The 26,328-nt window shown below is 60.3% G+C and carries 30 protein-coding genes; 16 read left to right on the top strand and 14 right to left on the bottom strand.

Going from position 1 to position 26,328, the window contains the following annotated elements; translation table 11 throughout:
• The first annotated feature begins 162 nt into the window (after positions 1-162).
• The 7 genes from ACTG36_RS06125 to ACTG36_RS06095 all read left to right on the top strand — a co-directional run bounded on the left by ACTG36_RS06125 (position 163) and on the right by ACTG36_RS06095 (position 4,236).
• Positions 163-789 carry an ATP-dependent Clp protease proteolytic subunit gene (locus ACTG36_RS06125; RefSeq protein ID WP_375281187.1) on the top strand — a complete coding sequence of 209 codons (627 nt, stop codon included), beginning with the start codon at positions 163-165 and terminating at the stop codon, positions 787-789.
• Positions 790-909: 120 nt separating this feature from the next.
• Complete coding sequence (clpX, locus tag ACTG36_RS06120) at positions 910-2,178, top strand: ATP-dependent Clp protease ATP-binding subunit ClpX (protein ID WP_375281188.1); 1,269 nt, start codon at positions 910-912, stop codon at positions 2,176-2,178.
• Between the two features lie 15 nt (positions 2,179-2,193).
• A complete protein-coding gene (locus ACTG36_RS06115; protein ID WP_375281189.1) occupies positions 2,194-2,559 on the top strand; it encodes a glyoxalase superfamily protein in 366 nt (121 codons plus the stop codon).
• The gene (locus ACTG36_RS06110) at positions 2,556-2,942 is read left to right on the top strand and encodes a RidA family protein (protein ID WP_375281190.1); all 387 of its coding nucleotides are present in this window, start codon (positions 2,556-2,558) and stop codon (positions 2,940-2,942) included. Before ACTG36_RS06115 ends, ACTG36_RS06110 begins: the two co-directional genes overlap by 4 nt.
• Before the next feature lie 101 nt (positions 2,943-3,043).
• On the top strand, positions 3,044-3,427 hold the full coding sequence (locus ACTG36_RS06105) for an NADH:ubiquinone oxidoreductase subunit NDUFA12 (protein ID WP_375281191.1): 384 nt from the start codon (positions 3,044-3,046) through the stop codon (positions 3,425-3,427).
• 3 nt (positions 3,428-3,430) lie between these two features.
• On the top strand, positions 3,431-3,877 hold the full coding sequence (gene mlaD / locus ACTG36_RS06100; protein ID WP_375281192.1) for an outer membrane lipid asymmetry maintenance protein MlaD: 447 nt from the start codon (positions 3,431-3,433) through the stop codon (positions 3,875-3,877).
• Positions 3,874-4,236 (top strand): DUF2155 domain-containing protein, encoded by a 363-nt coding sequence (locus tag ACTG36_RS06095; protein ID WP_375281193.1) that lies wholly within the window; start codon positions 3,874-3,876, stop codon positions 4,234-4,236. Before mlaD ends, ACTG36_RS06095 begins: the two co-directional genes overlap by 4 nt.
• Here the strand turns inward: ACTG36_RS06095 and aat are convergent.
• A complete protein-coding gene (gene aat, locus ACTG36_RS06090; RefSeq protein ID WP_375281198.1) occupies positions 4,200-4,817 on the bottom strand; it encodes a leucyl/phenylalanyl-tRNA--protein transferase in 618 nt (205 codons plus the stop codon). The genes ACTG36_RS06095 and aat overlap by 37 nt on opposite strands.
• A 102-nt stretch (positions 4,818-4,919) precedes the next feature.
• Here aat and ACTG36_RS06085 point away from each other — a divergent pair, with 102 nt between their 5' ends.
• A complete protein-coding gene (locus ACTG36_RS06085) occupies positions 4,920-5,633 on the top strand; it encodes a class I SAM-dependent methyltransferase (RefSeq protein ID WP_439141716.1) in 714 nt (237 codons plus the stop codon).
• 7 nt (positions 5,634-5,640) lie between these two features.
• Here the strand turns inward: ACTG36_RS06085 and accC are convergent, their stop codons facing one another.
• The 9 genes from accC to ACTG36_RS06040 form a co-directional block, all read right to left on the bottom strand.
• Positions 5,641-6,990 carry an acetyl-CoA carboxylase biotin carboxylase subunit gene (gene accC, locus ACTG36_RS06080; RefSeq protein ID WP_375281195.1) on the bottom strand — a complete coding sequence of 450 codons (1,350 nt, stop codon included), beginning with the start codon at positions 6,988-6,990 and terminating at the stop codon, positions 5,641-5,643.
• 9 nt (positions 6,991-6,999) lie between these two features.
• Positions 7,000-7,500: an acetyl-CoA carboxylase biotin carboxyl carrier protein gene (accB, locus tag ACTG36_RS06075; RefSeq protein WP_439141714.1), complete on the bottom strand. Its 501-nt coding sequence runs from the start codon at positions 7,498-7,500 to the stop codon at positions 7,000-7,002.
• 123 nt (positions 7,501-7,623) lie between these two features.
• The gene (locus ACTG36_RS06070; protein ID WP_375282156.1) at positions 7,624-7,959 is read right to left on the bottom strand and encodes a hypothetical protein; all 336 of its coding nucleotides are present in this window, start codon (positions 7,957-7,959) and stop codon (positions 7,624-7,626) included.
• A 147-nt stretch (positions 7,960-8,106) separates the two neighbouring features.
• Positions 8,107-10,053, bottom strand: coding sequence for an acetate--CoA ligase (acs, locus tag ACTG36_RS06065; protein WP_375282155.1), 1,947 nt, complete (start codon positions 10,051-10,053; stop codon positions 8,107-8,109).
• Between the two features lie 87 nt (positions 10,054-10,140).
• Positions 10,141-10,914 (bottom strand): ABC transporter ATP-binding protein, encoded by a 774-nt coding sequence (locus ACTG36_RS06060; RefSeq protein ID WP_296417414.1) that lies wholly within the window; start codon positions 10,912-10,914, stop codon positions 10,141-10,143.
• Between the two features lie 75 nt (positions 10,915-10,989).
• On the bottom strand, positions 10,990-11,748 hold the full coding sequence (locus tag ACTG36_RS06055) for an ABC transporter ATP-binding protein (RefSeq protein ID WP_375282154.1): 759 nt from the start codon (positions 11,746-11,748) through the stop codon (positions 10,990-10,992).
• Positions 11,749-11,759: 11 nt separating this feature from the next.
• Positions 11,760-12,923 carry a branched-chain amino acid ABC transporter permease gene (locus tag ACTG36_RS06050; RefSeq protein ID WP_375282157.1) on the bottom strand — a complete coding sequence of 388 codons (1,164 nt, stop codon included), beginning with the start codon at positions 12,921-12,923 and terminating at the stop codon, positions 11,760-11,762.
• A 76-nt stretch (positions 12,924-12,999) separates the two neighbouring features.
• The gene (locus tag ACTG36_RS06045) at positions 13,000-14,031 is read right to left on the bottom strand and encodes a branched-chain amino acid ABC transporter permease (RefSeq protein WP_439141711.1); all 1,032 of its coding nucleotides are present in this window, start codon (positions 14,029-14,031) and stop codon (positions 13,000-13,002) included.
• An 86-nt stretch (positions 14,032-14,117) separates the two neighbouring features.
• Positions 14,118-15,470 (bottom strand): substrate-binding protein, encoded by a 1,353-nt coding sequence (locus ACTG36_RS06040; protein ID WP_375282152.1) that lies wholly within the window; start codon positions 15,468-15,470, stop codon positions 14,118-14,120.
• 218 nt (positions 15,471-15,688) lie between these two features.
• On the opposite strand from ACTG36_RS06040, the gene ACTG36_RS06035 reads away from it, so the two are divergent.
• The 5 genes from ACTG36_RS06035 to ACTG36_RS06015 all read left to right on the top strand — a co-directional run bounded on the left by ACTG36_RS06035 (position 15,689) and on the right by ACTG36_RS06015 (position 21,515).
• Positions 15,689-16,984 carry a short-chain fatty acyl-CoA regulator family protein gene (locus tag ACTG36_RS06035; protein WP_375282151.1) on the top strand — a complete coding sequence of 432 codons (1,296 nt, stop codon included), beginning with the start codon at positions 15,689-15,691 and terminating at the stop codon, positions 16,982-16,984.
• A gap of 87 nt (positions 16,985-17,071) precedes the next feature.
• Positions 17,072-17,446, top strand: a complete 375-nt coding sequence (locus ACTG36_RS06030; RefSeq protein ID WP_375282150.1) for a response regulator transcription factor — start codon at positions 17,072-17,074, stop codon at positions 17,444-17,446.
• A complete protein-coding gene (locus ACTG36_RS06025) occupies positions 17,443-17,757 on the top strand; it encodes a hypothetical protein (protein ID WP_439141708.1) in 315 nt (104 codons plus the stop codon). The genes ACTG36_RS06030 and ACTG36_RS06025 overlap by 4 nt, the downstream gene beginning before the upstream one ends.
• The gene (locus tag ACTG36_RS06020; protein ID WP_375282194.1) at positions 17,754-20,438 is read left to right on the top strand and encodes an ATP-binding protein; all 2,685 of its coding nucleotides are present in this window, start codon (positions 17,754-17,756) and stop codon (positions 20,436-20,438) included. Before ACTG36_RS06025 ends, ACTG36_RS06020 begins: the two co-directional genes overlap by 4 nt.
• A gap of 78 nt (positions 20,439-20,516) precedes the next feature.
• Entirely contained in the window at positions 20,517-21,515 is a 999-nt protein-coding gene (locus tag ACTG36_RS06015; protein WP_375282195.1) for a FliM/FliN family flagellar motor switch protein, read from the top strand.
• Here the strand turns inward: ACTG36_RS06015 and ACTG36_RS06010 are convergent.
• Entirely contained in the window at positions 21,512-21,991 is a 480-nt protein-coding gene (locus ACTG36_RS06010) for a TIGR01244 family sulfur transferase (protein ID WP_375282196.1), read from the bottom strand. The genes ACTG36_RS06015 and ACTG36_RS06010 overlap by 4 nt on opposite strands.
• Before the next feature lie 36 nt (positions 21,992-22,027).
• Between ACTG36_RS06010 and ACTG36_RS06005 the strand changes: the two genes are divergently transcribed.
• Together ACTG36_RS06005 and ACTG36_RS06000 are read left to right on the top strand one after the other, a co-directional pair.
• A complete protein-coding gene (locus tag ACTG36_RS06005; protein WP_439141705.1) occupies positions 22,028-22,351 on the top strand; it encodes an ArsR/SmtB family transcription factor in 324 nt (107 codons plus the stop codon).
• 105 nt (positions 22,352-22,456) lie between these two features.
• Complete coding sequence (locus tag ACTG36_RS06000) at positions 22,457-23,785, top strand: enoyl-CoA hydratase/isomerase family protein (protein ID WP_375282198.1); 1,329 nt, start codon at positions 22,457-22,459, stop codon at positions 23,783-23,785.
• Here ACTG36_RS06000 and ACTG36_RS05995 read toward each other — a convergent pair.
• On the bottom strand, positions 23,782-24,000 hold the full coding sequence (locus ACTG36_RS05995; RefSeq protein ID WP_375282199.1) for a hypothetical protein: 219 nt from the start codon (positions 23,998-24,000) through the stop codon (positions 23,782-23,784). The two genes, ACTG36_RS06000 and ACTG36_RS05995, sit on opposite strands and share 4 nt — an antisense overlap.
• A 128-nt stretch (positions 24,001-24,128) precedes the next feature.
• On the opposite strand from ACTG36_RS05995, the gene ACTG36_RS05990 reads away from it, so the two are divergent.
• A complete protein-coding gene (locus ACTG36_RS05990; RefSeq protein WP_375282200.1) occupies positions 24,129-24,395 on the top strand; it encodes a DUF2312 domain-containing protein in 267 nt (88 codons plus the stop codon).
• Between the two features lie 37 nt (positions 24,396-24,432).
• Here ACTG36_RS05990 and ACTG36_RS05985 read toward each other — a convergent pair whose 3' ends face one another.
• Positions 24,433-25,263, bottom strand: a complete 831-nt coding sequence (locus ACTG36_RS05985; RefSeq protein ID WP_375282201.1) for a PhzF family phenazine biosynthesis protein — start codon at positions 25,261-25,263, stop codon at positions 24,433-24,435.
• Between the two features lie 13 nt (positions 25,264-25,276).
• Entirely contained in the window at positions 25,277-26,152 is an 876-nt protein-coding gene (locus tag ACTG36_RS05980) for a hypothetical protein (RefSeq protein ID WP_375282202.1), read from the bottom strand.
• Positions 26,153-26,328 lie beyond the last annotated feature (176 nt).

The following is a 26,328-nucleotide window of genomic DNA, read 5'->3' as shown; positions in this document are numbered from 1 at the left end:
GTGGTTGAAACCGGATCAAGCCACCCCCTTATATAGGGACCGGCCCCGGTGGGGGGCGGCAAAATGGTGCCCTTGAAGCCCCCCGCTGGCCCCACTAAGGTTTGGGTAACATATACGGTGTAGACGACGCGGAACGCGTCCTGAATTCCTGAGGCAGAAGCTATGAATGACCCTATTGAGACCTACATGAACCTTGTCCCGATGGTCGTCGAACAGACGTCCCGCGGTGAACGGGCCTATGATATTTTCAGCCGCCTGCTGAAAGAACGCATTATTTTCGTCAACGGCCCGATCCATGATGGCATGAGCCAGCTGATCGTGGCCCAGCTTTTGCACCTTGAGGCGGAGAACCCGAAAAAGGAAATCTCCATGTATATCAACAGCCCAGGCGGCGCTGTTCACTCGGGGATGAGCATCTATGACACCATGCAATACATCCGCCCCAAGGTCAGCACGCTGATCTGCGGCATGGCGGCCTCCATGGGGTCGGTGATTGCGGTGGGTGGTGAAAAGGGGATGCGGTTTGCGCTGCCCAATTCCGAAGTGATGGTGCACCAGCCCTCCGGCGGCGCACAGGGTATGGCGTCGGACATCCTGATCCGCGCCAACCACATCGAACAAACCCGTGAGCGGATGTATAAACTTTACATGAAGCACACCGGCCAGTCGAAGAAAGAGGTCGAAAAGGCCTTGGATCGCGACAAATGGATGACACCGGAAGAAGCCAAGGACTGGGGCCACATCGATGAGATCGTCGAGAGCCGCGGCAAACTTGAAGACGACGCATAGGGCCAAGCAGCGTTTTTGACGTTGTGGACCATTTCGGGCTGGCTTAGGGTAGTCCCCAACCAGCCCGAAACACATTTATGAGACCCAATATTTAGACGGGTCGACCAAGGGAATGACGACATGGCGACCACGTCAGGCGGCGACAGCAAAAACACCCTCTACTGCAGCTTTTGCGGGAAATCACAGCATGAGGTGCGCAAACTGATTGCGGGTCCAACGGTGTTCATCTGCGATGAATGCGTTGAATTGTGCATGGATATCATCCGCGAAGAGACGAAGTCCGCAGGGCTGAAAGCCTCCGATGGGGTGCCAACCCCGTTGGAGATTTGCGGCGTGCTGGACGACTATGTCATCGGTCAGGCCCATGCGAAACGGGTGCTGTCGGTGGCCGTGCACAACCACTACAAACGTCTGAACCATGCGGAGAAATCCGATATTGAACTGGCGAAATCCAACATCATGCTGATCGGCCCCACGGGCTGCGGCAAGACGCTGTTGGCCCAGACTTTGGCACGCATTTTGGACGTGCCGTTTACCATGGCCGATGCGACAACCCTGACCGAAGCCGGTTACGTGGGCGAAGATGTAGAAAACATCATTCTGAAATTGTTGCAGGCCTCCGAATACAACGTGGAACGCGCGCAGCGCGGCATCGTCTATATCGACGAGGTCGACAAGATCACGCGCAAGTCCGACAACCCGTCGATCACCCGCGATGTGTCGGGCGAAGGCGTCCAGCAGGCACTGCTGAAAATCATGGAGGGCACTGTCGCCTCCGTGCCCCCGCAGGGTGGGCGCAAGCATCCGCAGCAGGAATTCCTGCAGGTCGACACCACGAACATCCTGTTCATCTGTGGCGGGGCCTTTGCGGGTCTTGATAAGATCATTGCCCAACGTGGCAAAGGTGCCGGCATGGGCTTTGGCGCCGAAGTGCGCGGCCCTGATGACCGCGGCGTGGGTGAGATTTTCACCGATCTGGAACCGGAAGACCTGTTGAAGTTCGGCCTAATCCCGGAATTTGTGGGCCGTTTGCCTGTGATCGCGACGCTCGAAGATCTGGACGAGGACGCGCTTGTCACGATCCTCAGCAAGCCCAAGAATGCCTTGGTCAAGCAGTACCAACGTCTGTTTGAATTGGAGACCGTGACCCTGACCTTCACCGATGACGCGCTGAGAGCGATTGCCAAGCGCGCGATCGAACGCAAGACAGGTGCACGTGGTCTGCGCTCTATCATGGAAGACATCCTGCTGGACACGATGTTTGACTTGCCCGGCATGGACACGGTGACCGAAGTGGTCGTGAACGAAGAAGCGGTTGGCCCCGATGCCAGCCCGCTGATGATCCACGACGAAAGCAAAAAAGAGGCTGAGCCAGCCTCCGCTGGCTGAGGCCGGGGCGGGGACATGCTTGGCCCCGCCACCCCCATTTTACGCAGTTTTGATGAAAGACAGGCGCGGGCGTTCTATGTGGACTGGCTCGGCTTTTCGGTGGTGTTTGAACATCGGTTCGGGCCCCAAATGCCGCTTTACATCGGGCTGCGGCGTGATGGCATTGACCTGCATCTAAGCGAACACCACGGGGATACCACGCCGGGCACACGGGTGCGGATTGCCTGCGCCAACCTCGACGGGTTTTACAGGGACCTGATGGCGCGGCCCTATGGCGCGCTCAACCCCGACCCGCCACAAGACCAGACTTGGGGCGAACGGGACCTGACGTTGACCGATCCTTTCGGCAACCGCCTGACATTTCATGAGGGGACAGCATGAGCGTGAAGCACATCCAAACCGGCAGCCCGTTTGAGGCGAACATCGGCTACAGCCGCGCGGTCGTGGCGGACGGCTGGGTCTTTGTCGCGGGCACCACGGGCTATGATTACGCGACGATGACAATGCCGGAGACGGTTGAAGACCAATGCCGCAACACCTTCGACACCATCGCACGCGCCTTGGCCGAGGCGGGGGCGTCCTTGGATGATGTCGTGCGCGTCACCTATATCTTGCCCGACAAGGCTGAGTGGCCCAAATGCTGGCCCATCACCAGCGCCGCATTTGCCAAAGCGCGGCCTGCGGCGACCATGTTGGTGGCCCAGCTGCAAGAAGATGCCATGAAGATCGAGATCGAGGTCACAGCCCGCGTCCCGCAGGGCTGACCAAAATTCCGGAATTTTGGTTTGCTGCGCGGTGTCGATCCTCTGGACCTTTGGGGCGCAATCGGGCATGTACACCACAAGCCACAGGGAGCCTTTATCACATGGGTGTCGGGAACTTTATCAAACGGATTTTTGTCTGGTGGGATAACCAGACCATCGGCACGCAGCTGTGGACATGGCGCAAGGGCAAAAAGGTCGGTGAAGATGAGGCCGGCAACGTCTATTACACCAACGCTGATGAGAGCCGTCGTTGGGTGATTTTCAACGGTGAAGTCGAAGGCAGCCGCGTCAGCCCTGAATGGCATGGCTGGTTGCACCACACGTGGGATGAACTCCCATCTGAGGAAACCGTGCCCAACAAACCGTGGGAAAAGCCGCACCTGCCGAACCTGACAGGTACCGCGCAGGCCTACGCGCCTAAGGGGTCCATTCGCAAACCTGACCCATCGCCGCGCAGCGATTATGAGGCTTGGAGCCCGGAATAACCCATGCGTGAGAACACCACAGAGGTCATCGTCGGGGCCGCCGTACTTGCGGCGGCTTTGGGCTTTCTATGGTACCTGATCGGCGCGGCGGGTTTCGGCGGCGGGCCTGTGGGCCAAGAACTGCGCGCGAATTTCCGATCCGCTGAGGGTGTGAGCGTTGGCACAGACATCCGCATGGCGGGTGTGTCCATCGGGACGGTCAGCGGCTTGTCGCTGAACACGGACACCTACCGGGCCGAGGCTGTTTTTGCCATCGAAGAGGGTGTACCCATCCCCGACGACAGTGCCGCCGTGGTGGCATCTGAGGGTTTGCTGGGCGGCACATTCGTGGAAATCGTGCCGGGTGGATCGTTTGACATGTACGCCGACGGCGCGTTGATCGAAGACACGCAAGGTGCGGTCAGCCTGATCCAACTGTTGATGACTTTTGTGGGACGTGACGGCGCATGAGAAATCTGAAAATTGCTGTGCTGGCGGCCGCCCTGCTGGCCAGCCCCGTGGCCGCACAAGAGGCCACCTCGGCCCCTGGTGGGACGCTGCGGATCTTGGATAAAATCACCGGTCGGACGGATGATGTGTCTTTCCGCAGTGGCCAGACGCAAGACTTCGGTCTGATGGAAATCACCATGTCAGAGTGCCGCTATCCGTCGGGCAACCGGTCAGGCGATGCCTACACATTGCTGACGATCGTGTACAACAATGCGCCGGACCCTGTGTTTCGCGGCTGGATGATCGCCTCGGCGCCTGCGTTGAACGCTCTGGACCACCCGCGCTATGATGTCTGGGCGTTGCGCTGTAGCAGCGAATAGGCGTCGGGCACCGCGCCCTGCCGGTCGAAATGGGCGTCCAGCGCCAAAGCGTCCGTCAGATGTTTGCGGTAGGCGGAGCGTGGGATTTCCATGGCCCCCAGACTTGCCAAATGGGGCGTGATAAATTGCGTGTCGAACAGCGCAAAGCCCCCCATACGCAGCCGGTCCACCAGATAGGCCAGTGCCACTTTTGATGCATTGGGGCTGCGGCTGAACATGCTTTCCCCGAAAAACGCACCGCCCAAGGTGATACCGAAAACGCCACCGACAAGGGTGCCGTCCTCCCACACTTCGATTGAACGGGCCATGCGCGCCAGATGCAGCTGACCATAAAGATCGGTCAACATGTCGTTGATCCATGTTTCCTCGCGGTCGGCGCAGCCTTGCACCACACCGGCGAAATCGCGGTCATAGGTGATGGTGTAGCGCCCCCTGCGGATGGTCTTGGCCAAAGACCGTGAGATGTGGAACCCATCCAGCGGGATGACGCCCCGCAGACGCGGATCGACCCAGAACAGTTCCGCATCGCCGCGATGTTCGGCCATGGGAAAAATCCCGCCCGCATAGGCAGACAGCAGCATTTCGGCGGTCAGGGTCGTCGTCAATGTGCGTTCCTTTCGCCCCAAGGGTCTTGCATCATCGGCTGCCTTTTAAAATAATTATTCAAAAGGCAGGGCAGGCATATGGCATTTTTCGATTTTATTTCAGACCTTCCCTATTACCAAGACGTGGATGTGTCCGTGCCGCGGATGAACGCGCGCTATGACGCGCTGATCGCACCCCACGCGGATGAGATTGCGGGCGCGAAGGTGCTGGATTTGGCCGCCCATGATGGCCGGTGGAGCTATGCCTTCGCAGGGGCGGGGGCGGCATCCGTCGTTGGGATCGAAGGCCGCGCGGATATGGTTCAGAAGTTCGCGGATTTTCCTGAGGCTGAATTCGCCGCACGGGTGGATTTACGTGTGGGCGATTTGTTCGACGGGATGCAGGCCGAAATTGATCGGGGCGAAACCTATGATATCGTTTCGGTTTTCGGAATTTTGTACCACGTTATGGATCACTTCCGTCTGTTTCAGATGGTGCGAAAGCTGAAACCGAAATTGGTGATTGTGGACAGTGAATTCCTGCTGCGGCCCGGTCCGATCATGATGTTGATTTCGGAACGGACCTCCAACGTGCTGAACGCGATCCCGCAATATGAAGGGCAGGAACGGGCGTTGAAGGCCGTGTGCAGTTTCAAAGCGATGGATATGATGGCCGAGGCGTTGGCCTACGACATCGAATGGCACGATCGGGACGCTATCCCAGAAGACGCGCGCACGGGGATCAAAGATTATTACCGCCCCAAAGACAAAAGGCGCGGCACCTGCGTGCTGCGCCCTTCATCGGTGGATTAGGTCGGGCCTAGCCCTGCAAGTTGTCCTCAAGCCAGTGTTCCAGCCAGTGGATGTTGTAATCACCTGACAACACGGCCTCCTCCTGTAACAGCGCGTGGAAGAGGGGGACTGTGGTGTCGACGCCGTCGACGATCAATTCGCCCAAGACACGGGCCAGACGGGCCAGCGCCTCTGGCCGGTCGCGGCCGTGGACGATCAGTTTGCCGATCAAACTGTCGTAATAGGGCGGAATGGAATAGCCGTCATAAAGGGCGGAATCCATCCGCACGCCAAGGCCGCCAGGGGCATGAAACTGCGTGATTTTTCCCGGACAGGGGGAGAAGTTCGGAAGCTTCTCCGCGTTGATCCGAACCTCAATCGCGTGGCCGTTGATCTGCAGGTCGTCTTGGGTGAAGGACATGGGCAGGCCAGCCGCCACGCGGATCTGTTCGCGCACCAGGTCCTGGCCGAAGATGGCTTCGGTCACGGGATGTTCCACCTGCAGGCGGGTGTTCATCTCAATGAAGTAGAATTCACCGTTTTCATAAAGGAATTCGATTGTCCCCGCGCCGATGTAGTTGATGCGCGCGCAGGCGTCGGCGCAGACCTTACCGATGGCCGCGCGTTCTTCGGCGCTGATGGCAGGGCCGGGGGCTTCTTCGAATACCTTTTGGTGACGCCGCTGGAGGGAGCAATCCCGTTCGCCCAGATGCACCGCATTCCCTTTGCCATCGCCGAACACCTGAATTTCGATGTGGCGCGGTGTGGTGAGGTATTTTTCGATGTAGACGTCAGGGTTTCCAAAGTTGGCCTTGCCTTCGGCACGGGCCGTTTGGAAGGCGGATTTCATTTCCTCAGCGGAATTGGCGACTTTCATGCCCTTACCGCCGCCACCGGCTGTGGCCTTGATGATGACGGGATAGCCGAATTCTTCGCCAATTTTCAGCGCGTCTTCGACCGTATCCACACCCCCGTCGGAGCCGGGAACGCAGGGCACGCCCAGTTCCTTCATCGTGTCTTTGGCGGTGATTTTATCGCCCATGACGCGGATGTGTTCGGCGGTGGGGCCGATGAATGTCAGCCCGTGGTCTTCAACGATCTGCACGAATTGCGCATTCTCAGAGAGGAAGCCGTAGCCGGGATGGATCGCCTGCGCGCCGGTGATTTCACAGGCGGAAATGATCGCCGGAAAGCTGAGGTAGCTGGACGGGGAGGCAGGCGGGCCGATGCAGACGCTTTCGTCGGCCATGCGCACATGCATGGCATCCGCGTCGGCCGTGGAATGCACCGCGACAGAACCGATGCCCATTTCGCGACACGCACGGATCACGCGCAGCGCGATTTCCCCACGGTTCGCGATGAGGATTTTGTCAAACATATCTGAACCTTACTCGATGACCATCAAGGGGGCACCGAATTCGACCGGTGCGCCATCTTCGATCAAGAGCCGCTTCACCGTGCCGGACTTGGGCGCGGGGATATGGTTCATGGTTTTCATGGCTTCGATGATCAGCAGCGTGTCGCCTTCGGACACAGCATCGCCGACCTTGACGAAGTTCGCAGCACCCGGTTCGGGGGCCAGATAGATCGTACCAACCATGGGGGAAGTCACGGCGCCGGGCAGGCTTGCGGGGTCCGCATCGGCGGCAGGTGCAGGTGCTGATGCAGCAGCGGCGGGTGCTGCAGCGGCTGCTGGGGCAGCGGCAGGTGCTGCGGCCACTTGGGCCACGACCTGTTGGGGCTGATGACGGCTGACGCGGACATTCAGGCTGTCGTTTTCGCCATAGTCGCGTTTGACCTGAAGTTCTGTCAGGTCGTTTTCGCGCAGCAATTCTGCCAGCGCCTGAATGAATGTGACGTCGGAGTCGTGAGGCGTTTTCTTGGTCATTGTTCCCTCGGCCTGTTGCCTGTCTTTGTCTTTGGCATCACCCGCACAGGGGCGGAGTTTTAACGTCCTTACACCATGGGCGCGGAGGAGAAAAGCACGAGGAGCGGGGAAAATGACGTAGGGTTATTCGGGCCGGTTGTCGTTATCCGCTTTGGGGGTCTGCTGCTGCGCCTTGTCCGGGCCATCGGGCAGCATGTTGACGCCGTAGGGTTTCAGCGTCCGTTCCGCCTGCGACACGTCTGACGCGTTGACTTTGGCGGGTGCCGTATCCGCCTTAAGGGCGGCCGCACTCACCAAACCGGTTTGCGCCGGTGTTGCCGGGATCGGCAGGGGCACGTCGGGCTGACGCGCGTCTTTGGTGGCTACGGCATCTGCCACGGCGCGGCCATCGGGTTTTGGGGGCGGGGGGGCTGTGTCCACCTGTGCAGGCACCACAAGCGGTGTTGATTGAATGTCCATATCATGCTCCTACAAAAACAAAGGAGCCCCCACAGATCGTTTGCACCACAAAGGATTTAACAAACGGTTTATATCCTCACAAAAAAGCCGCGCAGACCCGACGGGGTGCGCGGCTTTTGGTTAAAGACCTTCGTCCGGCCCCACAGATCACTCCGACCGGTTCATCCGGTTTTCGATCAGATCATCCACTACGGATGGATCAGCGAGGGTCGATGTATCGCCCAAAGCGCCGAAATCGTCCTCGGCGATCTTGCGCAAAATGCGGCGCATGATCTTGCCGGACCGTGTTTTCGGCAGACCGGGTGCCCATTGGATCAAGTCAGGCTTGGCGATGGGGCCGATTTCGGTCCGGACCCATGTTTCAAGCTCCTTGCGCAGCTCATCCGTTGGTTCTTCCCCGTTCATGAGGGTGACGTAGGCATAGATGCCTTGGCCTTTGATGTCGTGCGGATACCCCACAACAGCCGATTCCGCGACTTTGGCGTGGGCCACGAGGGCGGATTCGACCTCAGCCGTGCCCATGCGGTGACCTGAGACGTTGATAACGTCGTCCACACGGCCCGTGACCCAGTAGTCGCCGTCCGCATCCCGTTTGCAGCCATCGCCTGAGAAGTAATAGCCCGCGTAGTCGCCGAAATAGGTCTTCTCAAACCGTTCATGGTCGCCCCAAACAGTGCGCATCTGGCCGGGCCAGCTGTCGCCGATGCAAAGAACACCTTCGACATCGTTGCCGTGGATTTCTTCGCCGGATTGCGGGTCCAGCACCACTGGTTTGACGCCAAAGAAGGGCGTTTGCGCAGCCCCGGGTTTCAGGGTCGTGGCACCGGGCAGGGGGGTCAGCATGTGACCGCCGGTTTCCGTCTGCCAGAAGGTATCGACGATGGGGCAACGGCCGCCGCCGACGACGTTGTAATACCATGTCCACGCCTCGGGGTTGATCGGTTCCCCCACGGATCCCAGCAGGCGCAGATCGCTCAGATCGTGACCTTTGACATAATCATCACCGGCGCCCATGAGCGCGCGGATGGCTGTGGGGGCGGTGTAGAACTGGTTGACGCGATGTTTGGCGCAGACTTCCCAGAAGCGGCCTGCGTCGGGGTAGGTGGGCACGCCTTCGAACATGATCGTGGTCGCACCGTTGGCCAGCGGACCGTAGACAATATAGCTGTGGCCGGTGACCCAGCCCACATCCGCCGTACACCAGAAGACGTCCCCGTCGTGATAATCAAAGGTGTATTGATGGGTCATGGAGGCATAGACCAGATAGCCGCCCGTGGTGTGCACGACGCCCTTGGGCTGACCGGTGGAGCCTGAGGTATAGAGGATGAACAGTGGGTCCTCGGCGTTCATCTCGGCCGGTTTTTGGTAATCGTCCGCCTCAAGCACCATGTCGTTGTAGCTGTAATCGCGGTCGGTCCATGTGGTCTGCCCACCGGTGCGTTTGACGACCAGACATTTGACGCTGTCCTTGCAGTGCAGCAGGGCGGCGTCGGTGTTGGATTTGAGGGGCGTGGCACGCCCACCGCGTGGGGCGTAGTCGGCGGTGATGACCACCTTGGCGTCACAGCCGTTGATCCGTGCGCCCAAGGCGTCGGGGGAAAAACCCGCGAAAACAATGGAATGCACCGCGCCGATGCGTGTGCAGGCCAGCATGGCATAGGCGGCCTCGGGGATCATGGGCATATAGAGGACGACGCGGTCACCCTTGGTCACACCCAGTTCCTGCAACACATTGGCCATGCGGCACACATGCCCCTGCAATTCACGGTACGTGATGTGCAGCGCATCGTCCTTGGGGTCATCGGGTTCCCAGATGATCGCCGTCTGGTCGCCACGTGTTTCCACATGGCGGTCCACACAGTTGGCGGAGACGTTCAGCGTGCCGTCTTCGAACCATTTGATGTCGATGTTGCCCGGTTGGAATGAGGTGTTCTTGACCTTGGTGTAGGGCCTGATCCAGTCAACGCGTTTGCCCTGTTCGGCCCAGAACCCATCGGGGTCACTGATCGAATGGGCGTACATTTCGGCATAGGTTTCGGCATCCGCGTGGGCGCGTTTGGCTTGTTCGGCGGTGGGGGGGTATGTGTTGGACATGGGGTCCTCGTGCTTAGACTTGGGGCAGGGGGCGGCCCATGGCGGGCCGCCCATGATCAGATATGATGGCGCAGTCTTATGGCCGGATCAGATCGCCAGATATTTGGCGCGCAGGGCCTCGTCTTCGAGGACCTCTTGCGCGGAGCCGTCGTAGACCACCTTACCAATGTCGAGGATCACAGCGCGGTCGGCCAGCTTCAACGCGGCCACAGCGTTTTGTTCGACGATCACCGTGGTGATGCCCTGTTCGCGGATCAGTTCCAAAGTTTTGGCGATTTCCTGCACGATGACAGGGGCCAGACCCTCGTAAGGTTCATCAAGCAACAGAACCTTGATGTCGCGGCACAGCGCACGGGCGATGGACAACATCTGCTGTTCGCCCCCCGATAGCGTCACACCTTCCTGATTGCGCCGTTCGCGCAGACGCGGGAAGAGGTCATAAACGCGGTCGATGGACCAGCCTTTGGGTGGGGCGATCTGGGCGAGTTTCAGGTTTTCCTCAACCGTCAATCCAGGAATGATCGAACGGTCCTCGGGCACCAGTTGAATGCCCGCCTGTGCGGCCTGATGGGCGCGCATGTCGTGCAAAGGCTGGTGATCCAGCCAGATTTCACCGTGCTTGAGTTCGGGGTCATCCATCCGCGCGATCGTGCGCAGGGTCGAGGTTTTGCCCGCCCCGTTGCGCCCCAAAAGGGCAAGGATTTCGCCCTCATGGATGTCAAAGCTGACGCCTTGGACGATGTAGCTTTCGCCGTAATAGGCCTCAATATCCCAGACAGAGAGGAATTTGGCGGAGGTGCCTGCCATGTTGCGGTTTTTGTCGAATTTGCCTTCGGGGCGGAGTTCTTCAACGTGTGTCATGTCGGTTCCTTGATCGGGGGCCAAAGCCTCAAGGAGGCTTTGTGGGGACAGAGTTTCTTTCGAAACTCTGCCCGGTTAGACCTGTGCTTCGCCCAAGTAGGCTTCGCGCACTTTGGGGTGGCCTTTGATGTTGTCGGGGATGTCTTCCACCAGCGGCGTGCCTTGGGCCAGAACGGTGATGCGTTCGGCCAAGGAGAACACGACGTTCATGTCGTGTTCGATGATCGCCATGGTGATGCCCCGCTCACGGCGGATGGTTTTGAGCAGCTCAATGGTGTTTTCCGTATCCGCGCGGGCCATACCGGCGGTCGGTTCATCCAAAAGCAACAGGCGCGGGTCTTGGACCAGACACATGGCCATTTCCAGACGCCGTTTGTCGCCGCGCGACATGGACGACGCTGTCATTTCCCGTTTGTCCAACATGCCCACCTCATCGAGCATGCTTTCCGCCTTTTCGATCATGTCGCCCTCATGTCGGGTCGACTGGATCGCGTGCATCCGGAAGGCGCCGTCGCGTTTGGCAAAACACGGGATCAGCATGTTTTCGATGACCGTCAGATCAGCGAAGATTTCCGGTGTCTGGAACACGCGGCTGATGCCCATCTGGTTGATCTCGTGGGGCTGACGGCCCAGCACGGATTGTCCGTCAAAGACCACCGATCCGCTATCGGGGATCAGTTTGCCCACCAGCACGTTCAGCAGGGTGGATTTACCTGCCCCGTTGGGGCCGATGATGGCGTGGCAGGTGTTTTCTGCCACATCGAGGTTCACGTCGCCCAAGGCCTGCAGACCGCCGAAGCGCTTGTTGACGCCTTTTACTGTGAGGATTCCCATGATGTTTCTCCTTATCCGTCGGTCTTGTTGCGGCGGAATTTGTTGGCGATGCGCTGGCCACCTTCAACGAGGCCACCGGGCAGGAAGATCACGACCAGCATGAACAAGATGCCCAAAGTCAGGTGCCAGCCTTTGCCGATGAACGGGTAGACGATGGACACCATGATGTCCTCGGCCCCGTCCGGCAGGACGGCGAACCATTCGTACAGGATGTCCTTGTTGATCTTGGAGACGATGTTTTCCATGTATTTGATGAAACCCGCGCCAAGGATCGGACCCATCAGGGTGCCGGCCCCGCCGAGGATTGTCATAATCACGACCTCACCGGAGGCGGTCCAGAACATGCGTTCCGGTCCCACTTGGGTGTCCATGGCGACCATCAGACCGCCCGCCAGACCTGCATACATGCCGGAGATCACGAAGGCCGACAGGGTGTAGCGCTTGGGTGTGAGGCCGGTGTAGTTCATGCGTTGCTGGTTCGATTTCACCGCACGCAGCATGATCCCGAAGGGGCTGCGGAAAATGCGGATCGACAGATAGAAGGCCAGCAACAATGCGGCCCCTGCGATGTAGTAGCCAAGGTTAAAGGTGAACAGCCAGCTGCCCACAGCCAATTCGTAAGAGTTGCCCATTTCGGCGCCAAAGAGGTTGGCACGCCCGATGCTGCCATCGGTTGGGCCACCAAAAAGCGGGCTGTCGGTGTTCTTGATCTGCAGGCCCGTCTCACCACCGGTAATCGGGGTCAGCACGGAATAGGCCAGCGCGTAGGACATCTGCGCAAAGGCCAGTGTCAGGATCGAAAAGTAGATGCCCGAGCGGCGGAGCGAGATAAAGCCCACCACCAGCGAGAATGCCCCTGCGATGACAATCGCCATAACGATGCCGGGGATCACGTTGAGGGTCACCAGCTTCATCGACCAGATCGCCGCATAGCTGCCCACACCCAAGAAAGCGGCGTGGCCGAAGCTGAGGTAGCCGGTCAGGCCAAAGAGGATGTTAAACCCGATGGCGAAGATGCCGAAGATCACGAAACGCTGCATCAAATCGGGGTAGCCCGCGTTGAACTGCGCCATCGCTGACCCTTCGGGGAAGGGGTTGAGGATGAAGGGCGCCAGCATCACCAGTGCAAAGACGATCAGCATCAAGGTGCTGTCTTTCTTGGTGAGGCCCAGCATCCCCCCCGAGGCCGCGCGCGGACGCGCGGTGGGGGCGGCTGTGGTGACGGATGGGTTGGTTTGGTCGGTCATTGGATTAGTCCTCCATCACGCCTTTGCGACCCATCAGGCCACGGGGGCGGGTCAGCAAAATGACGATTGCGACAAGGTAGATGATGATCTGGTTGATGCCGGGCAGCACGTCGACCACAGCGGGCATCGACGCAAAGCTTTCAAGGATCCCCAGAAGGAAGCCCGCAGCGACAGCACCGGGCAGGGAACCCATGCCGCCCACAACGACCACCACGAAGCTCAGGACCAGAAAGTCCATGCCCATGTGGTAGTTCGGGGCCACAATCGGCGCGTACATGACACCGGCGACACCGGCCACGGCGGCAGCAAGGCCGAACATGAAGGTGAAGCGTTTGTCGATGTCGATGCCCAGCAGGCCCACGGTTTCACGGTCCGCCATACCGGCGCGCACGACCATCCCGAAGGTGGTGAACTGCAAGAAGGCAAACACACCGGCGATGATTAGCGCTGAGAAGAAGAAATAGACCAGACGCCAGTAGGGATACATGATCGCGTTGGCTTCGTATCCAAGCCAGACACCAAAATCGAGCGAGCCTTTGAAAGCCTCGGGGGCAGGGGTCTGGATCGGGTTGGCGCCGAAGAAATACTTGATGATTTCCTGCAAAACGATGGCCAAACCAAAGGTCACAAGGATCTGGTCGGCGTGGGGTCGTTTGTAGAAATGCTTGATCAACCCGCGTTCCATCGCGAAGCCAATCGCGATCATCACCGGAATTGAGAACAGGATCGCCAGCGGCACGGCCCAGTCCATGATGGTGGCGCCTGCGGCTTCACCGAACCAGTCCTGCACATAAAAGACGTCCACTTGCAGCGGGTTACCCAAGAAATCCGTCTGCGTGTCATCCACCACCTTGTAGGAGGAAGACAGGATGCGCGACAGGATCACGGCACAAAACGCACCCATCATGAACAGCGCACCATGCGCGAAGTTCACAACGCCAAGCGTTCCGAAAATGAGAGTGAGGCCAAGCGCGATCAGCGCATAGGCAGAGCCTTTATCAAGCCCGTTTAGAATTTGAACGATGATCTGGTCCATGGACGTGGCCTCGGTTCAATTGCGATGAAATGTAGGGATGATCGGGTGGGCGCGGCGGCGAACCGCCGCGCCCGGGTAACATGCGCTTATGCGCCGTTGTTGCACTCGCCCAAGGAGGCTTCTGCGCCGCCCATCTGGGGATGATCTGGGGAATACATGACCTGATCGACAGGTGTGACTTCCACGATCTCGAGAAGGTCGAACTCGGATGTTGGGTTTTCTTTACCCTTCACGACGAGAACGTCCTTGAAGCACTGGTGGTCGTCGGCGCGGTACAGCGTTTTGCCGTTGCCCAGACCGTCGAACTCGTACCCTTCGAGGGCTTCTGCCACCGCACATGGTGCGAAGGAGCCTGCACGGGTGACCGCATCCGCATAAAGCAGCGTCTGCACGTAGGTCGTGTGCGCCGCCTGAGAGGGCGGGAAGCCGTACTTGGTGCCGAAGGAGCGCACGAACGCCTGAGAGCCTTCGTCCTGCAGGGACCAGTGCCAGTTGGTGGAACCGAAGATGCCCTTCACGTTTTCGCCCGCACCACGTGCCATCAGGCGCGAGTACAGTGGAACAACGATTTCGAAGTTATGGCCGTTGGCCTGGGCTTCGCGCAGACCGAACTGAACGGCGTTGGTCAGAGAGTTGACCATGTTTCCGCCGTAGTGGTTCAGAACCAGAACGTCGGCACCGGAGTTCAGAACAGGTGCGATGTAGGAGGAGAAGTCTGTCTGTGTCAGTGGTGTTTTCACTGTGTTGACAGTTTCCCAACCCATGGCCTCGGTGGAGGACACGATGGCTTCTTCTGTGGTGTAACCCCAGTTGTAGTCAGCTGTCAGGTGATAGGCCTTACGGTCTGTACCATACTGAGCAGCCAGCACAGGCGCCAGGGCCGCACCGGTCATGTAGGAGTTGAAGAAGTGACGGAAACCGTTGGCCTTGCGGTCCTTACCGGTTGTGTCGTTGGAGTGTGTGAGGCCAGCCATAAAGATGACGCCGGCTTCCTGACACAGGGCCTGAACAGCCACAGCCACACCGGAGGACGAACCACCAGTGATCATGATGGCACCGTCTTTTTCGATCATGGAGCGGGCAGAGGCGCGCGCTGCGTCAGATTTTGTCTGTGTGTCGCCGGTCACATACTTGACCTCACGGCCCAGAATACCTGTACCGTCCAGAACTTTGGAGCTGAACGTGTTCAGCATGCCGCCGTCGCCGCCACCGTTCAGGTGCTCAACAGCCAGCTCATAGGCGCGCAGTTCGTCCGCGCCTTCGTCCGCGTAGGGGCCGGTCTGTGGCACGTTGAAGCCCAGAACAACCTCAGAGTCGCCTGGGGCGTTGGTGAAACCAGCGTCGCCGTCGGCGCGCAGGTACTGTGGCAGCGCGAGGGCTGCACCACCAACGGCACCGGTTTTGATGACACCGCGGCGTGTGAAGTTAGATTTAGACATATAGTCCTCCCTATAGATTGTGCGCGGGGCCTCCCTGGCCCGTGGTGCGCGTACGCTTTTGGTAGCGTGAGCGCAGTAAAGGGGGGCTGGCGCAACTTTCCAACGGTGCGGAAGGTTCCAAATGTATTTTGGTAAATTTGTAGACAGCGCGGTGCGGAAATTTGTAAAGAAGTTTACACCGCACTGCAGCAGCGGGTCGTTTCATTAAGGAAAAGTGAATGTCAGGGCAGGGAACAACAGGCGCGCGGCTGCGCAGCAGACGGATGGATTTGGGGCTGCGGCAGGCGGATGTGGCGCGCGAGGCGGGGATTTCCGCATCCTATCTGAACCTCATTGAACACAACCGCCGCAGAATCGGGTCGCAACTGACGGCAGTCTTGGCGCAGGTGTTGCAGGTGGATGCAGCCGCTTTGCTTGAAGACGGAAACGAGGCCGTTTTGGCCCCCCTGCGTGCTGCCGCTGCGGCCTTTCCGCAGGCCAGCGCCGACGGGGCCACAGCCGACGCCTTGGTCGCGCGCTTTCCCGATTGGGCGCAGCTGATCGCGGCACAGGCCACACGGATCGCCCAGCTTGAAGCGCGAACCCAAGCGCTGAGCGATCGATTGGCCCATGACACCCAGATCGCGGGCTCCCTTCATGAGGTGATCTCAACGGCGACGGCGATCCGCTCCACCGCGTCCATTCTGGCCGAAACGCCTGATCTGGACAATGATTGGCAGGCGCGGTTTCACGCCAACATCGACACGGATTCCGCGCGTCTGGCCGAAAGTTCGCAAGCCTTGTTGGGGTTTCTGGATATGGAAATCGAGGCCGGAGGCGATGCGCAGCCCACCGCGGTTGAGGTCGCAGATGCGGTGATGGCGGGCTGGGGGCACTACGTGGCCGAGGCCGAGGCACAGAGCCTGCCGGATTTGTCAGACCTAGAAGAACCAGTGCGTGGTATTTTGACGGGTTGGGTGACGCAGGCGGGCGCAGATGCCGCTCTTTTGCCGCTGGGGCCTTTTATGCAGGCCGCACGGGCCTTGGCCTATGATCCGGCACGGCTGGCGGCGCGCTTTGGTGTCCCGCTTGAGGTCGTGTTGCGCCGTCTGGCCCATTTGCCGCCCGACGCTGGCAACGACAGCCCTCCGCCCATGGGGCTGGCGGTTTGCGATGCGGCGGGGGTGGTGACGTTTCAAAAGCCGGTCTTGGATTTCCGTCTGCCACGGGCCGGTGCGGGTTGTCCGCTCTGGCCGCTTTATCAGGCGTTGACCCAGCCGGGGCGCGCCATTGCGCGCGTTGTCCGGATGCCCGGCGCTGCGCGCACGGCCTTTGAATGTTTCGCCATCGCGGGGCCCGTGGGCCCTGTGTCATTTGGGGGCGAGCCACGTGTGGCCGCGACCATGCTGGTGCGTCCGGCCAAGGGCACGCAAGAGGCCGAGCCCGTCGGCCCCGGCTGCCGTTTGTGTCCGGTTGACCGCTGTGACAGCCGCCGCCATCCAAGCTTGTTGGGGGAGGCTGAAGGCAGGCTTTGACTTGGGGGGTGAGTTTGGCGATACTTCGTCGACCGCGCCTTTGGGAGAGGGCTGCGGATCACCACACGCGGGGGAGGATCAGGGGCAATGGGCAGACGTGTCCTTTTGATTGAGGATGAACCGAATATCATCGAGGCGATCAGCTATCTGCTGTCGCGCGATGGATGGACCGTTCACACCCATTCCAACGGGGAAACCGCTATGGATAAGGTGCGCCAAGGCGTGCCTGAACTGATTATACTGGATGTGATGCTGCCCGGACGGTCGGGCTATGACATTCTGAGGGACTTGCGGGCAGACCCTGAAACCGCCGAGGTGCCGGTCATGATGTTGACCGCACGCGGTCAGGCCCGTGATCGTGAAATGGCCACAAGCCTTGGGGCGACCCAGTTCATGACCAAACCCTTTTCCAATGCCGAGGTGCTGGACAGCGTGCGCGCGCTGGCCACGCAGGCCACGTGACCCCACAGGACACAGACCCCCAGCCGACCCAGGCCGTCGCGCTGCCCGGTAAACGGGTCGAATTTCTGGACAAATCCAGCTACCGCCAAAGGCGCATCCGCGACGGCGCCCGTATCCTGCCGGTCTTTGCCGCCATCATGATGGCGCTGCCTTTGATGTGGCCACGCGGCGCGGAGGGGCAAAGCCTGACCAGCAGCGGCATGCTGTATCTGTTCGGGCTGTGGTTTGTCCTTGTGGTGCTGGCCTTTGCCATCAATCGCGTGTTGCGTCTGGGTGAGGCGGAGGACGGCACAGGGCAGGTGCGCGAATGATCTCGTTCAATCTGCTGATCCTCGTCTCGCTTGGGTATGTGGTGTTCCTGTTTCTGGTGGCGTTCTATGCAGAACGTCGCGCCGCGCGGGGGCAATCGGGCTGGCTGCGGTCGTCGTCAATCTACACGCTGTCGCTGAGCATCTATTGCACCGCTTGGACGTTCTATGGCGCGGTGGGCTATGCCGCGCGGTCAGGGTTGGAATTTCTGACGATCTATCTGGGGCCGACGCTGGTGATGATCGGCTGGTGGTGGCTGTTGCGCAAACTGGTGCGGATCGGGCGGTCTCAACGTCTGACATCCATTGCGGATTTGATTTCCTCACGGTTTGGTAAATCCACGGTGCTGGGCGGCATGGTCACGGTTTTGGCCATCGTCGGCACCACGCCCTACATCGCCCTGCAGCTGCAATCTGTCACCCAATCCATCGGCGTCTTCGCCGCCGGGTCCGGTGAGGTGTGGGAGGCCAGCGATTTCAACGGGGCCGCCATGTGGGTGGCCATCGGGTTGGCGGTGTTCACGGTGCTGTTCGGCACGCGCAATCTGGACGCCAACGAACGTCACCACGGGATCGTGCTGGCCATTGCGGTGGAATCGGTGGTCAAACTGGTGGCCTTGCTGGCCGTGGGCGTCTTCGTCGTCTGGGGTGTCGCGGGGGGCATTGGCCCGACGCTGGCGCTGATCGACGCCTCCCCACAGGCCACGTGGGCGCCAGAGCCCAGCCGCTGGGTCGGGCTGATCTTTGTGTCGGGTGCGGCGTTCTTGTGTCTGCCACGGATGTTTCAGGTGCTGGTCGTCGAGAACTCGGACGAACGGCATCTGAGCACGGCAGGCTGGGCCTTTCCGGCCTACCTGCTGCTGATGAGCCTTTTTGTCGTGCCCATTGCCGTCGTGGGTCTTGATATGATGCCGGCGGGGGCCAACCCCGATTTGTTCGTGGTGACTGTGCCCTTGATGCAGGGCCGTGAGGGGCTGGCGATCTTGGCGTTTCTGGGGGGCTTTTCATCGGCGACATCCATGGTGATCGTGGCGACGCTGGCGTTGGCCACGATGGTCAGCAACCACATTGTGGTGCCCAGCTGGCTCAATTCCCGCACGCCGGGGGCGATGGTGTCTGGCGATGTGCGCGACGTGGTCGTCGTGTCGCGGCGGGTGTCCATCGCGGTGATCATGACGCTTGGCTATATCTATTTCCGCCTGTCGGGCGGCGGGACCGCGTTGGCGGCCATTGGTTTGGTATCTTTTGCAGGGGTTATTCAGGTGTTGCCTGCCATGATAGGTGGCGTGGTTTGGCGCGGGGCCAACCGCTGGGGCGCGGGGGCGGGTCTGTCGGTGGGGTTTTTGGTCTGGGGCTGGACGCAGTTTCTGCCCAGCTTCGGCGTGGACGCCGCCCTCAGCCGTGCGGTGTTTGAAATCGGCCCCTTCGGGATTGGCTGGCTGCGGCCCCAAGCGCTTTTCGGGATCGAAGGGATGGACCCGCTGGTCCATGCGGCCTTCTGGTCGATGTTTTTGAACACCGGCGCCTTTGTGGTGGTGTCGATCCTGACCTTCCCCAATCCTCTCGAACGGCTTCAGGGGGCGCAATTTGTCAATGTGTTCGACTATTCCAGCGGTGCGCGCACGTGGTCGCAATCGGCTGCCCAGGCCGAAGACCTGCTGGTCATGGCGCAGCGCATCTTGGGCGGCGCCGAGGCGCAGGGGCTGTTTCAGGCCGAAGCGCAGGCGCAAGGCAAGGCCGGTTTTTTGCCCGATGTGACGCCGGAATTTATCGGCAAGCTGGAACGCGAATTGTCGGGGTCCGTGGGCGCCGCCACGGCCCATGCTATGATCGGCCAGCTGACCGAAGGGCAGATGGTCAGCGTTGATGACCTGATCGCGGTGGCCGATGAAACCGCACAGATCATGGAATATTCCAACCGGCTTGAGGCGAAGTCCGCCGAACAGGACCGCACCGCCCGCGCCCTGCGTGAGGCCAACGACAAGCTGACAGCGGTGTCCATTCAAAAGGACGCGTTCCTCAGCCAGATCAGTCACGAATTGCGCACGCCCATGACGTCGATCCGGTCGTTCTCCGACATTTTGCGCGATCGGGAGGTTGAGGACGATGCCCGCAAACGCTTTGCAGGCATCATTCATGACGAAACGAACCGTCTGACGCGGCTGCTGGATGACTTGCTGGACCTTGGTGTGCTTGAAAGCGGGCAGGTGCAGTTGAACATGGGCAGCGGCACGCTTGAGGATATTCTGGACCGCGCCGTGATGGCATCCGGCGTAGATCAGGACGCGCTGACGATTTCGCGCAGGCGGCCCAATGAGGTGGTTGAGGTTTATACCGATACCGAACGGCTGGCGCAGGTGTTCATCAACCTGATCAGCAATGCGGCGAAATATGCCGTGGCAGAGGCCCCGATGCTTAAGATCATTGTGCGCCAGCTTGGCGGGCGTTGTGTGGTGGATTTCGTCGACAACGGTCCTGGGATTCCTGCGGAAAGCCAGTCGATGATTTTTGAGAAATTCTCGAGGCTTGAAGATGAAGGTAAGGCGGGGGGCGCGGGGCTGGGCCTTGCGATTTGCCGCCAGATTATGGGCACTTTGGGGGGGGATGTAACCTATGTGCCCGCCCAAGGCGGGGCCGCGTTTCGGGTGACTTTGCCGCAGGCGCAAACCATGGCCGCGCAGTAGCATCGTTAATGGGTTTGTAAGGTGTCGGATTTATGCACGGCGCATGAGCTGTGTTCCGGACCCCCACAGATGATTGCGATGAACCCTGTTTTAGCCAAGAAAATGGGACTTGAGGCACCGCCCGCCGTGGCTGTCGCTGATCCTGCGTCGCCCTTGCGGCTGATGCGACGCGCGCTGTCGCGGGCGGCGGATCGGGCTTTGTCTTTGTCGGCCACAGTGCAGGACATCGCCGAGGACCGCTGTGAGGTTGAGGCGATGATCGAAGACGGCCCCGACGGTTGGGTCGTGCTGGGCCTGCGCGATGGTGCCACGGCGGGTCTGTCGGGATTGATGCTGATTGATCCGGTGGTGCGCCAAGCCTTGGTGGACATGCAGACCACGGGCATGTTGCTGCCCGTCGCCGCAGACCAACGCCGCGTGACCCGCACGGATGCGGCCCTGATGGTGCCCTTTGCGGACACGTTGCTGGCCCAAATGGCCGAGGTCGGCTTTGGTGCGGGGCGGGTTGATCCGGCGGAATACGACGTGGCGCCGATTGATGATCTGCGCACCGCCGGCCTGGTCATGGTGCAGGGCAGCTATCTGCGCTGGCGGGTGGCCTTGCACCTTGGCGGTGATGATATCGCGGGGGAGATTATCTTTACCATGCGCCTGCCCAAGGTGGAGATCGACGGCTCGGGTGAGGGGCAGGAAGGCTGGCGGCGCGCACTCCACGCCTCGGTGAGTGAGGCGGAGGCTGAGTTGGACGCCGTCCTGTGCCACATGCGGATGCCGATCGAACAGATTGAGGCGTTTGAGGTGGGCCAAGTGGTCCCCATGGCAGGCACGACCGTGGGGTCGGTGATGCTGACAGGCCCCGATGGGGGCGTGTTGGCCATGGCGCGGCTGGGCCAAACGGCGGGCAAACGTGCGGTGCGTCTGGAACAACCGACCTTGGCAATGGAGGATGACATGGGTGTCCGCGCGGCACCGGTGCAAACGGCTGGCCCAGCCGTCATTGAAGGCACATCCGGCATTGGAGGCGCGTCAGACCCTGTCCCGCCGGACGACGCAACAGTGCAAGACGGGGTGGTTTAGCCTTCAGCCAAGGCGCGAAGCTGGCTGCGCATCATGGCGATGTCATAGCCCTGTGCGGCGGCCGCGCTTATGATGTCCTCAACCGGTCTTTCCCCGGCCTGACCCAGCGCCCACACCAAGGTGCAGCGGGTGCCCGATGCGCAATAGGCAAAGACGGGACCTGTTGCCGTATCGCAAACGGCCTTTTGTTCGGCGGCCAGATCAGGCCCCAAGGTCGCATGGGTGATGGGCAAAACCACGTAGTCCAACCCTGCGGCTTTTGCGGCCTCGGCCATCACATCGGCTTGATGGGACGGCGGGATTTCTTCGCAGGGGCGGTTGTTGATCAGTGTCGTATATCCCGCAGCCGCAATCGTGGCCACGTCTTCGGGATTGATTTGCGGGGACACGGTGTAGCGGTCGGTGAGGGGGCGAATATCCATGCCACGGGTTTTAGGGGGATGTGGCGTAAGGGTCCAGTGCTTGATCTTGAACACCTTTCACCTTCCCGTTAGGGGCTGCATATGGACAGCATGTTTACCAAAAAAGGCCTTACACCGGCCGAAGCCGCCGAGGCGCTGGATGCCGCCGCGCAAGAGGCCGCCGATCTGCTGAAGATCATGGCGAACCCGCAGCGTTTGCGTCTGTTGTGCATCCTTCTTGAGGGCGAGCGCAGCGTGGGCGAGTCGGAACAGGCCGTGGGCGCGTCGCAGGCCTATGTGTCCAGCCAGCTGGCCAGACTGCGCGCCGATGGTCTGGTCGAGGCCACACGGCACGGCCGGTCGGTCCGGTACAAACTGTCTGATCCGCGGGTCACGCCGATCTTGGAACGCCTCTATGAGGTGTTTTGCGCCTGATCCACGACCCTCACGTCAACTTTGCCTTTCCCTTTCGGCGCGTGGACGCCATTGTAGCGCTTAAGATGAACGCCGCCCTCCGGCGTTCGACCAAAGGGTGACGACATGGCGCGGCGGGTGCGGTTTCGGGTTTTGGACGGTGTGGCAGTGGTCACCTTGGATGCGCCGCCCGTTAATGCGTTGTCGCAAGACATGCGTGCGGGCCTTTGGACGGCCTTTCAGAAAATCGCTAAAGAAGACCATATCAACGCAGCCGTCTTGCTGGGCGCGGGGGCGATTTTTTCCGCAGGTGCAGATATTTCCGAATTTGGCGGCGACATGGGCCAGCCCAGTCTGCCGCAGCTGTGCACCCTGATTGAGGATCTGACCAAACCTGTGGTGGTGGCCGCACAAGGCCAGGCCTTGGGTGGCGGGTTTGAGGTTATGTTGGCCGGCCATTACCGGCTGGCGGCTGCCAAAACGCGCATGGGCCTGCCCGAAGTGGCTTTGGGCCTGGTTCCTGGTGCGGGCGGCACGCAACGGCTGCCGCGTCTGATCGGGGCCGAAAAGGCCATGCAGTTGATGGTGTCGACCAGCGCGATTGAGGCCGATGTGGCGCGGCGGGTCGGCCTGTTGGATGGTGTGGTTGAGGGCGATCTGGCCTCCGGTGCTGTTCGATTTGCGCAAGGCTTGGTGGCGCAGGGCAAGGGGCCGCGCCCGACGCGGCTGGAACGGGGGCATATGGCGGATGCCAAGGCCCATTTTGACGCTGTGGCATCGGCGCGCGCCGCTTTGGCGCAAAACCCGCTTCATGCGCCGCAACGGGTGATTGATTGCGTCGAGGCGGCAGCACTGCTGCCGTTTGACGCGGGCCTTGCATTCGAAGCGGACGCCTTTGAGAGGTGTCTGGCGCATCCCCAATCGGTGGCGCTGCGCCATATGTTCACCGCAGAACGGCGCACCGATGACGCCTTGATTGAACGCAAGGACGGCAGCTTCCGCACGGTGGCCCCCATGGGCAAGGCGGCGGTCGCACGTCTGCAAAAGGCCATGCACGGGGCTGCACAAAGCCTTGTGGCAGATGGGATAAGCGAGGCAGAGGTCGATGGCGCGATGGTCAGCTACGGGTTTCGCAAGGGCCCCTTTGGTGGCCGCGACGCGGGGCCGGACACATCAGATATCGCGCGCCGGATCGTGGCGGCCATGGTGTCTGAAGGCGGGGCCTGCGTGGCCCAAGGGGCGGTGCAACGCCCTGCAGATGTGGACGTTCTGGCCGTGCATGGCTTGGGCTTTCCACGCCGCAAAGGCGGGCCTATGCGGGCGGCCCAAACGGACGGGCTGATCGCCCTGCGGCGCGACATGCGCGGCTGGGCCGAAGACAACGACCTTTGGGCCGTGCCTGAGGTGCTGGATGAGGCGATCAAACAGGCGTCCGGATTTGACGCCTTGAATTAGGGCGCCAGCAACACGCCCACGACCACGCACATCAACCCGATGACAGACACCAGAAACGCGCCAAGGTTCAGCGGCAGCACCTTTTGGATGCGCGCCTTTAGGTCGGCGTCGTCGGTGGCGGTCTTTTTGGCACGTCGCACTTGCACGATGCTGACGATGATGCCCGCGATCCCGAGAAGGGAAATGACCGCGCCGATGCCAATCAAAAGTTCCATATCTGCGCCTTTCAGTTGCTTGACCGTCCCGTAACCTGACGCCGCCGCGCACGCAACCGCTTGCCCCAGCCAAGTGGTGGCGATAGGGAAGGGGAAACCCGATTTGACCCTATGAGTGAGGCTTCTCAATGTCCGACAGCACCGATCTTGGATCCGACAGCAGCTACCGTGTGACCGCAGACGAACTGCGCCAATTTATCGAACGCATCGAACGTCTGGATGCAGAGAAAAAGGACATCGCGGAGCAGCAAAAAGAAGTGATGGCCGAGGCAAAGGGCCGTGGTTACGACACCAAAGTCATGCGCAAGCTGGTCGCGCTGCGCAAACGCGACAGCAACGACATCGCCGAAGAAGAGGCGATTTTGGACATGTATAAAGAAGCGCTGGGAATGTAATTCCCTTTGCCGTCGTGGGATGTAATCCCAGCGCAGCTTAAAGGGTCACGTGCCCTTCGATCAGGATATTTGTATGACCACCAATGCGCATCGGGCCTTCGTCCGGTGCGTTTTTGTCTGGAATGACATGGACACGGCCCTCGCGTCCGATCTGGGTGCCTTGGGCCACGGTGTAGGGCTGTTTCGCGCGGCCTTGGGATTGCATCCAATGGGCAAGGGCCGCGTTCAGGGACCCTGTGATCGGGTCCTCAATCAATCCCGACCACATGGAAAACATCCGCACTTCAAAGGCAACAGGACCCGCCGGATGGGGCGCGATCAGGCCCACGGCAATGCCCGAAATTGGGGTGAAATCACGGGGAGACAGGGCCAGAATATCGTCCGCACTGGCCATTTCAATGGCGTGCCATTCGGGGCCATTGTTCAACAGCGCGTGGCCCAAGATGCGGGCAGGATCAAGGCCCAGACCATGGGCGATCTGATCCAAACGACCATCGGGCAGGGGGATGATTTTGGTAGGCGGGGCGACAAAGGCCGGTGTGTCGCCGGTCAGGTCCACATCCACCAGCCCCACGCCGCAGTTCTGACGCAGGGTGCCTGCCTCCTTTGGCGTATTGCCCGCCGCCAACCAACAGGTCGCGGTGCCAAGGGTCGGATGGCCCGCAAACGGCAGTTCGCGTGATGCGGTGAAAATGCGGATGTCATAATCCGCTGCAGGGTCCGTGGGGGGCAAAACAAAGGTCGTTTCCGCCAGATTCGTCCAACGTGCAAAGGCCTGCATCTGACCGTCGGTCAAATCCGTCCCATCCAGCACCACCGCAAGCCCGTTGCCCCCGGTCGGTCGGGTGCTGAAGACGTCGCATTGCATGAAGGAACGTGATCTAGGGGGCAATGAAATTCACCCCCGGCATCCGCGCGATGCGGTCGATGTCGTCTTCGTAAAGGGCCGTCAAATAGGCCACGGTGTCATCGGTCCAACCTGGAATATCGATTTCATCCTCGACCTCATCATCCAGCGCATAGCGTTCCAGAAAGGCTGCGATGATGCGACGTTTCTGCTGTTCTGTCTGGGGCGGATTGGCCTTGAGGTAGGCCACAAACCGTTTCATCCCCTCGGGCGACATGATCGTGCTGAGAAGATCAAAGCCGCCGGTGATCTTGGTTAATGGGTCCACGCCCGCCAGTTCGCGGATCAGTTGCGCCCAGATCAACGGCGTGTCCTCGTTGCACCACACGGTGAGGGCGGCGTTGGGCAGGATCGTGCGGATGCGCGCGACCAGATCGGACCAACGGACCTCCGCCGGGCTGATACCGCGCATGAAATCATCGAATTGTTCGATCCCGCTGCCATCGTGGATGGCGGGCAGGAATGTCGCGGGGTTGCGAATCCCCAAACAAATCTCAAGCTCATCTTCGGCAAACAGGCTCGCCAGTCCCAAAAGCTTTTGTTCGGCCAGTTCATAAAAGACGCGGTTTTCGAAAATGCGGCGCTGCACGCACATAAATTTCGAATGGCTCATGACCAGACGGTTGCATTGTTCGTCGTCCAAGATCGCATCGAGCATGATCTCACGCGCATCGCCCGCAGGTTGAGCCCCGTTGAGGGCCTGTATCGTCTCGCGGATCAGACGGCGATATTTCCCAGGGCCGGGAACCTTAACGCCCTGTTTTGCAAAGCTTTCTGCATTCTTGAGGAGGGATTTAAGCAGCCGATCTTGATCCGTGCAATTCGCGCCGATGTGAAAGACGATCTGCATAAAATGTGCCTGTTTTGGGTATGTTATCTAGTCTTTGCGCCAACATAGGCGCGATTGTCGACTGACGAAACCATTTTGCTGCAAAAAGGGGGCGATCTGGGTCTTGCGCCGCGCGAAAACGTCGCTTAAACGGTCGCCCAGTGCCCCTATAGCTCAGCTGGTAGAGCAACTGATTT

Source organism: Pseudooctadecabacter sp. (assembly GCF_965657175.1).
Lineage (GTDB): Bacteria > Pseudomonadota > Alphaproteobacteria > Rhodobacterales > Rhodobacteraceae > Octadecabacter.
Note: the sequence above shows the minus strand (reverse complement) of the source record. Positions and strands in the feature narration are given on the sequence as shown.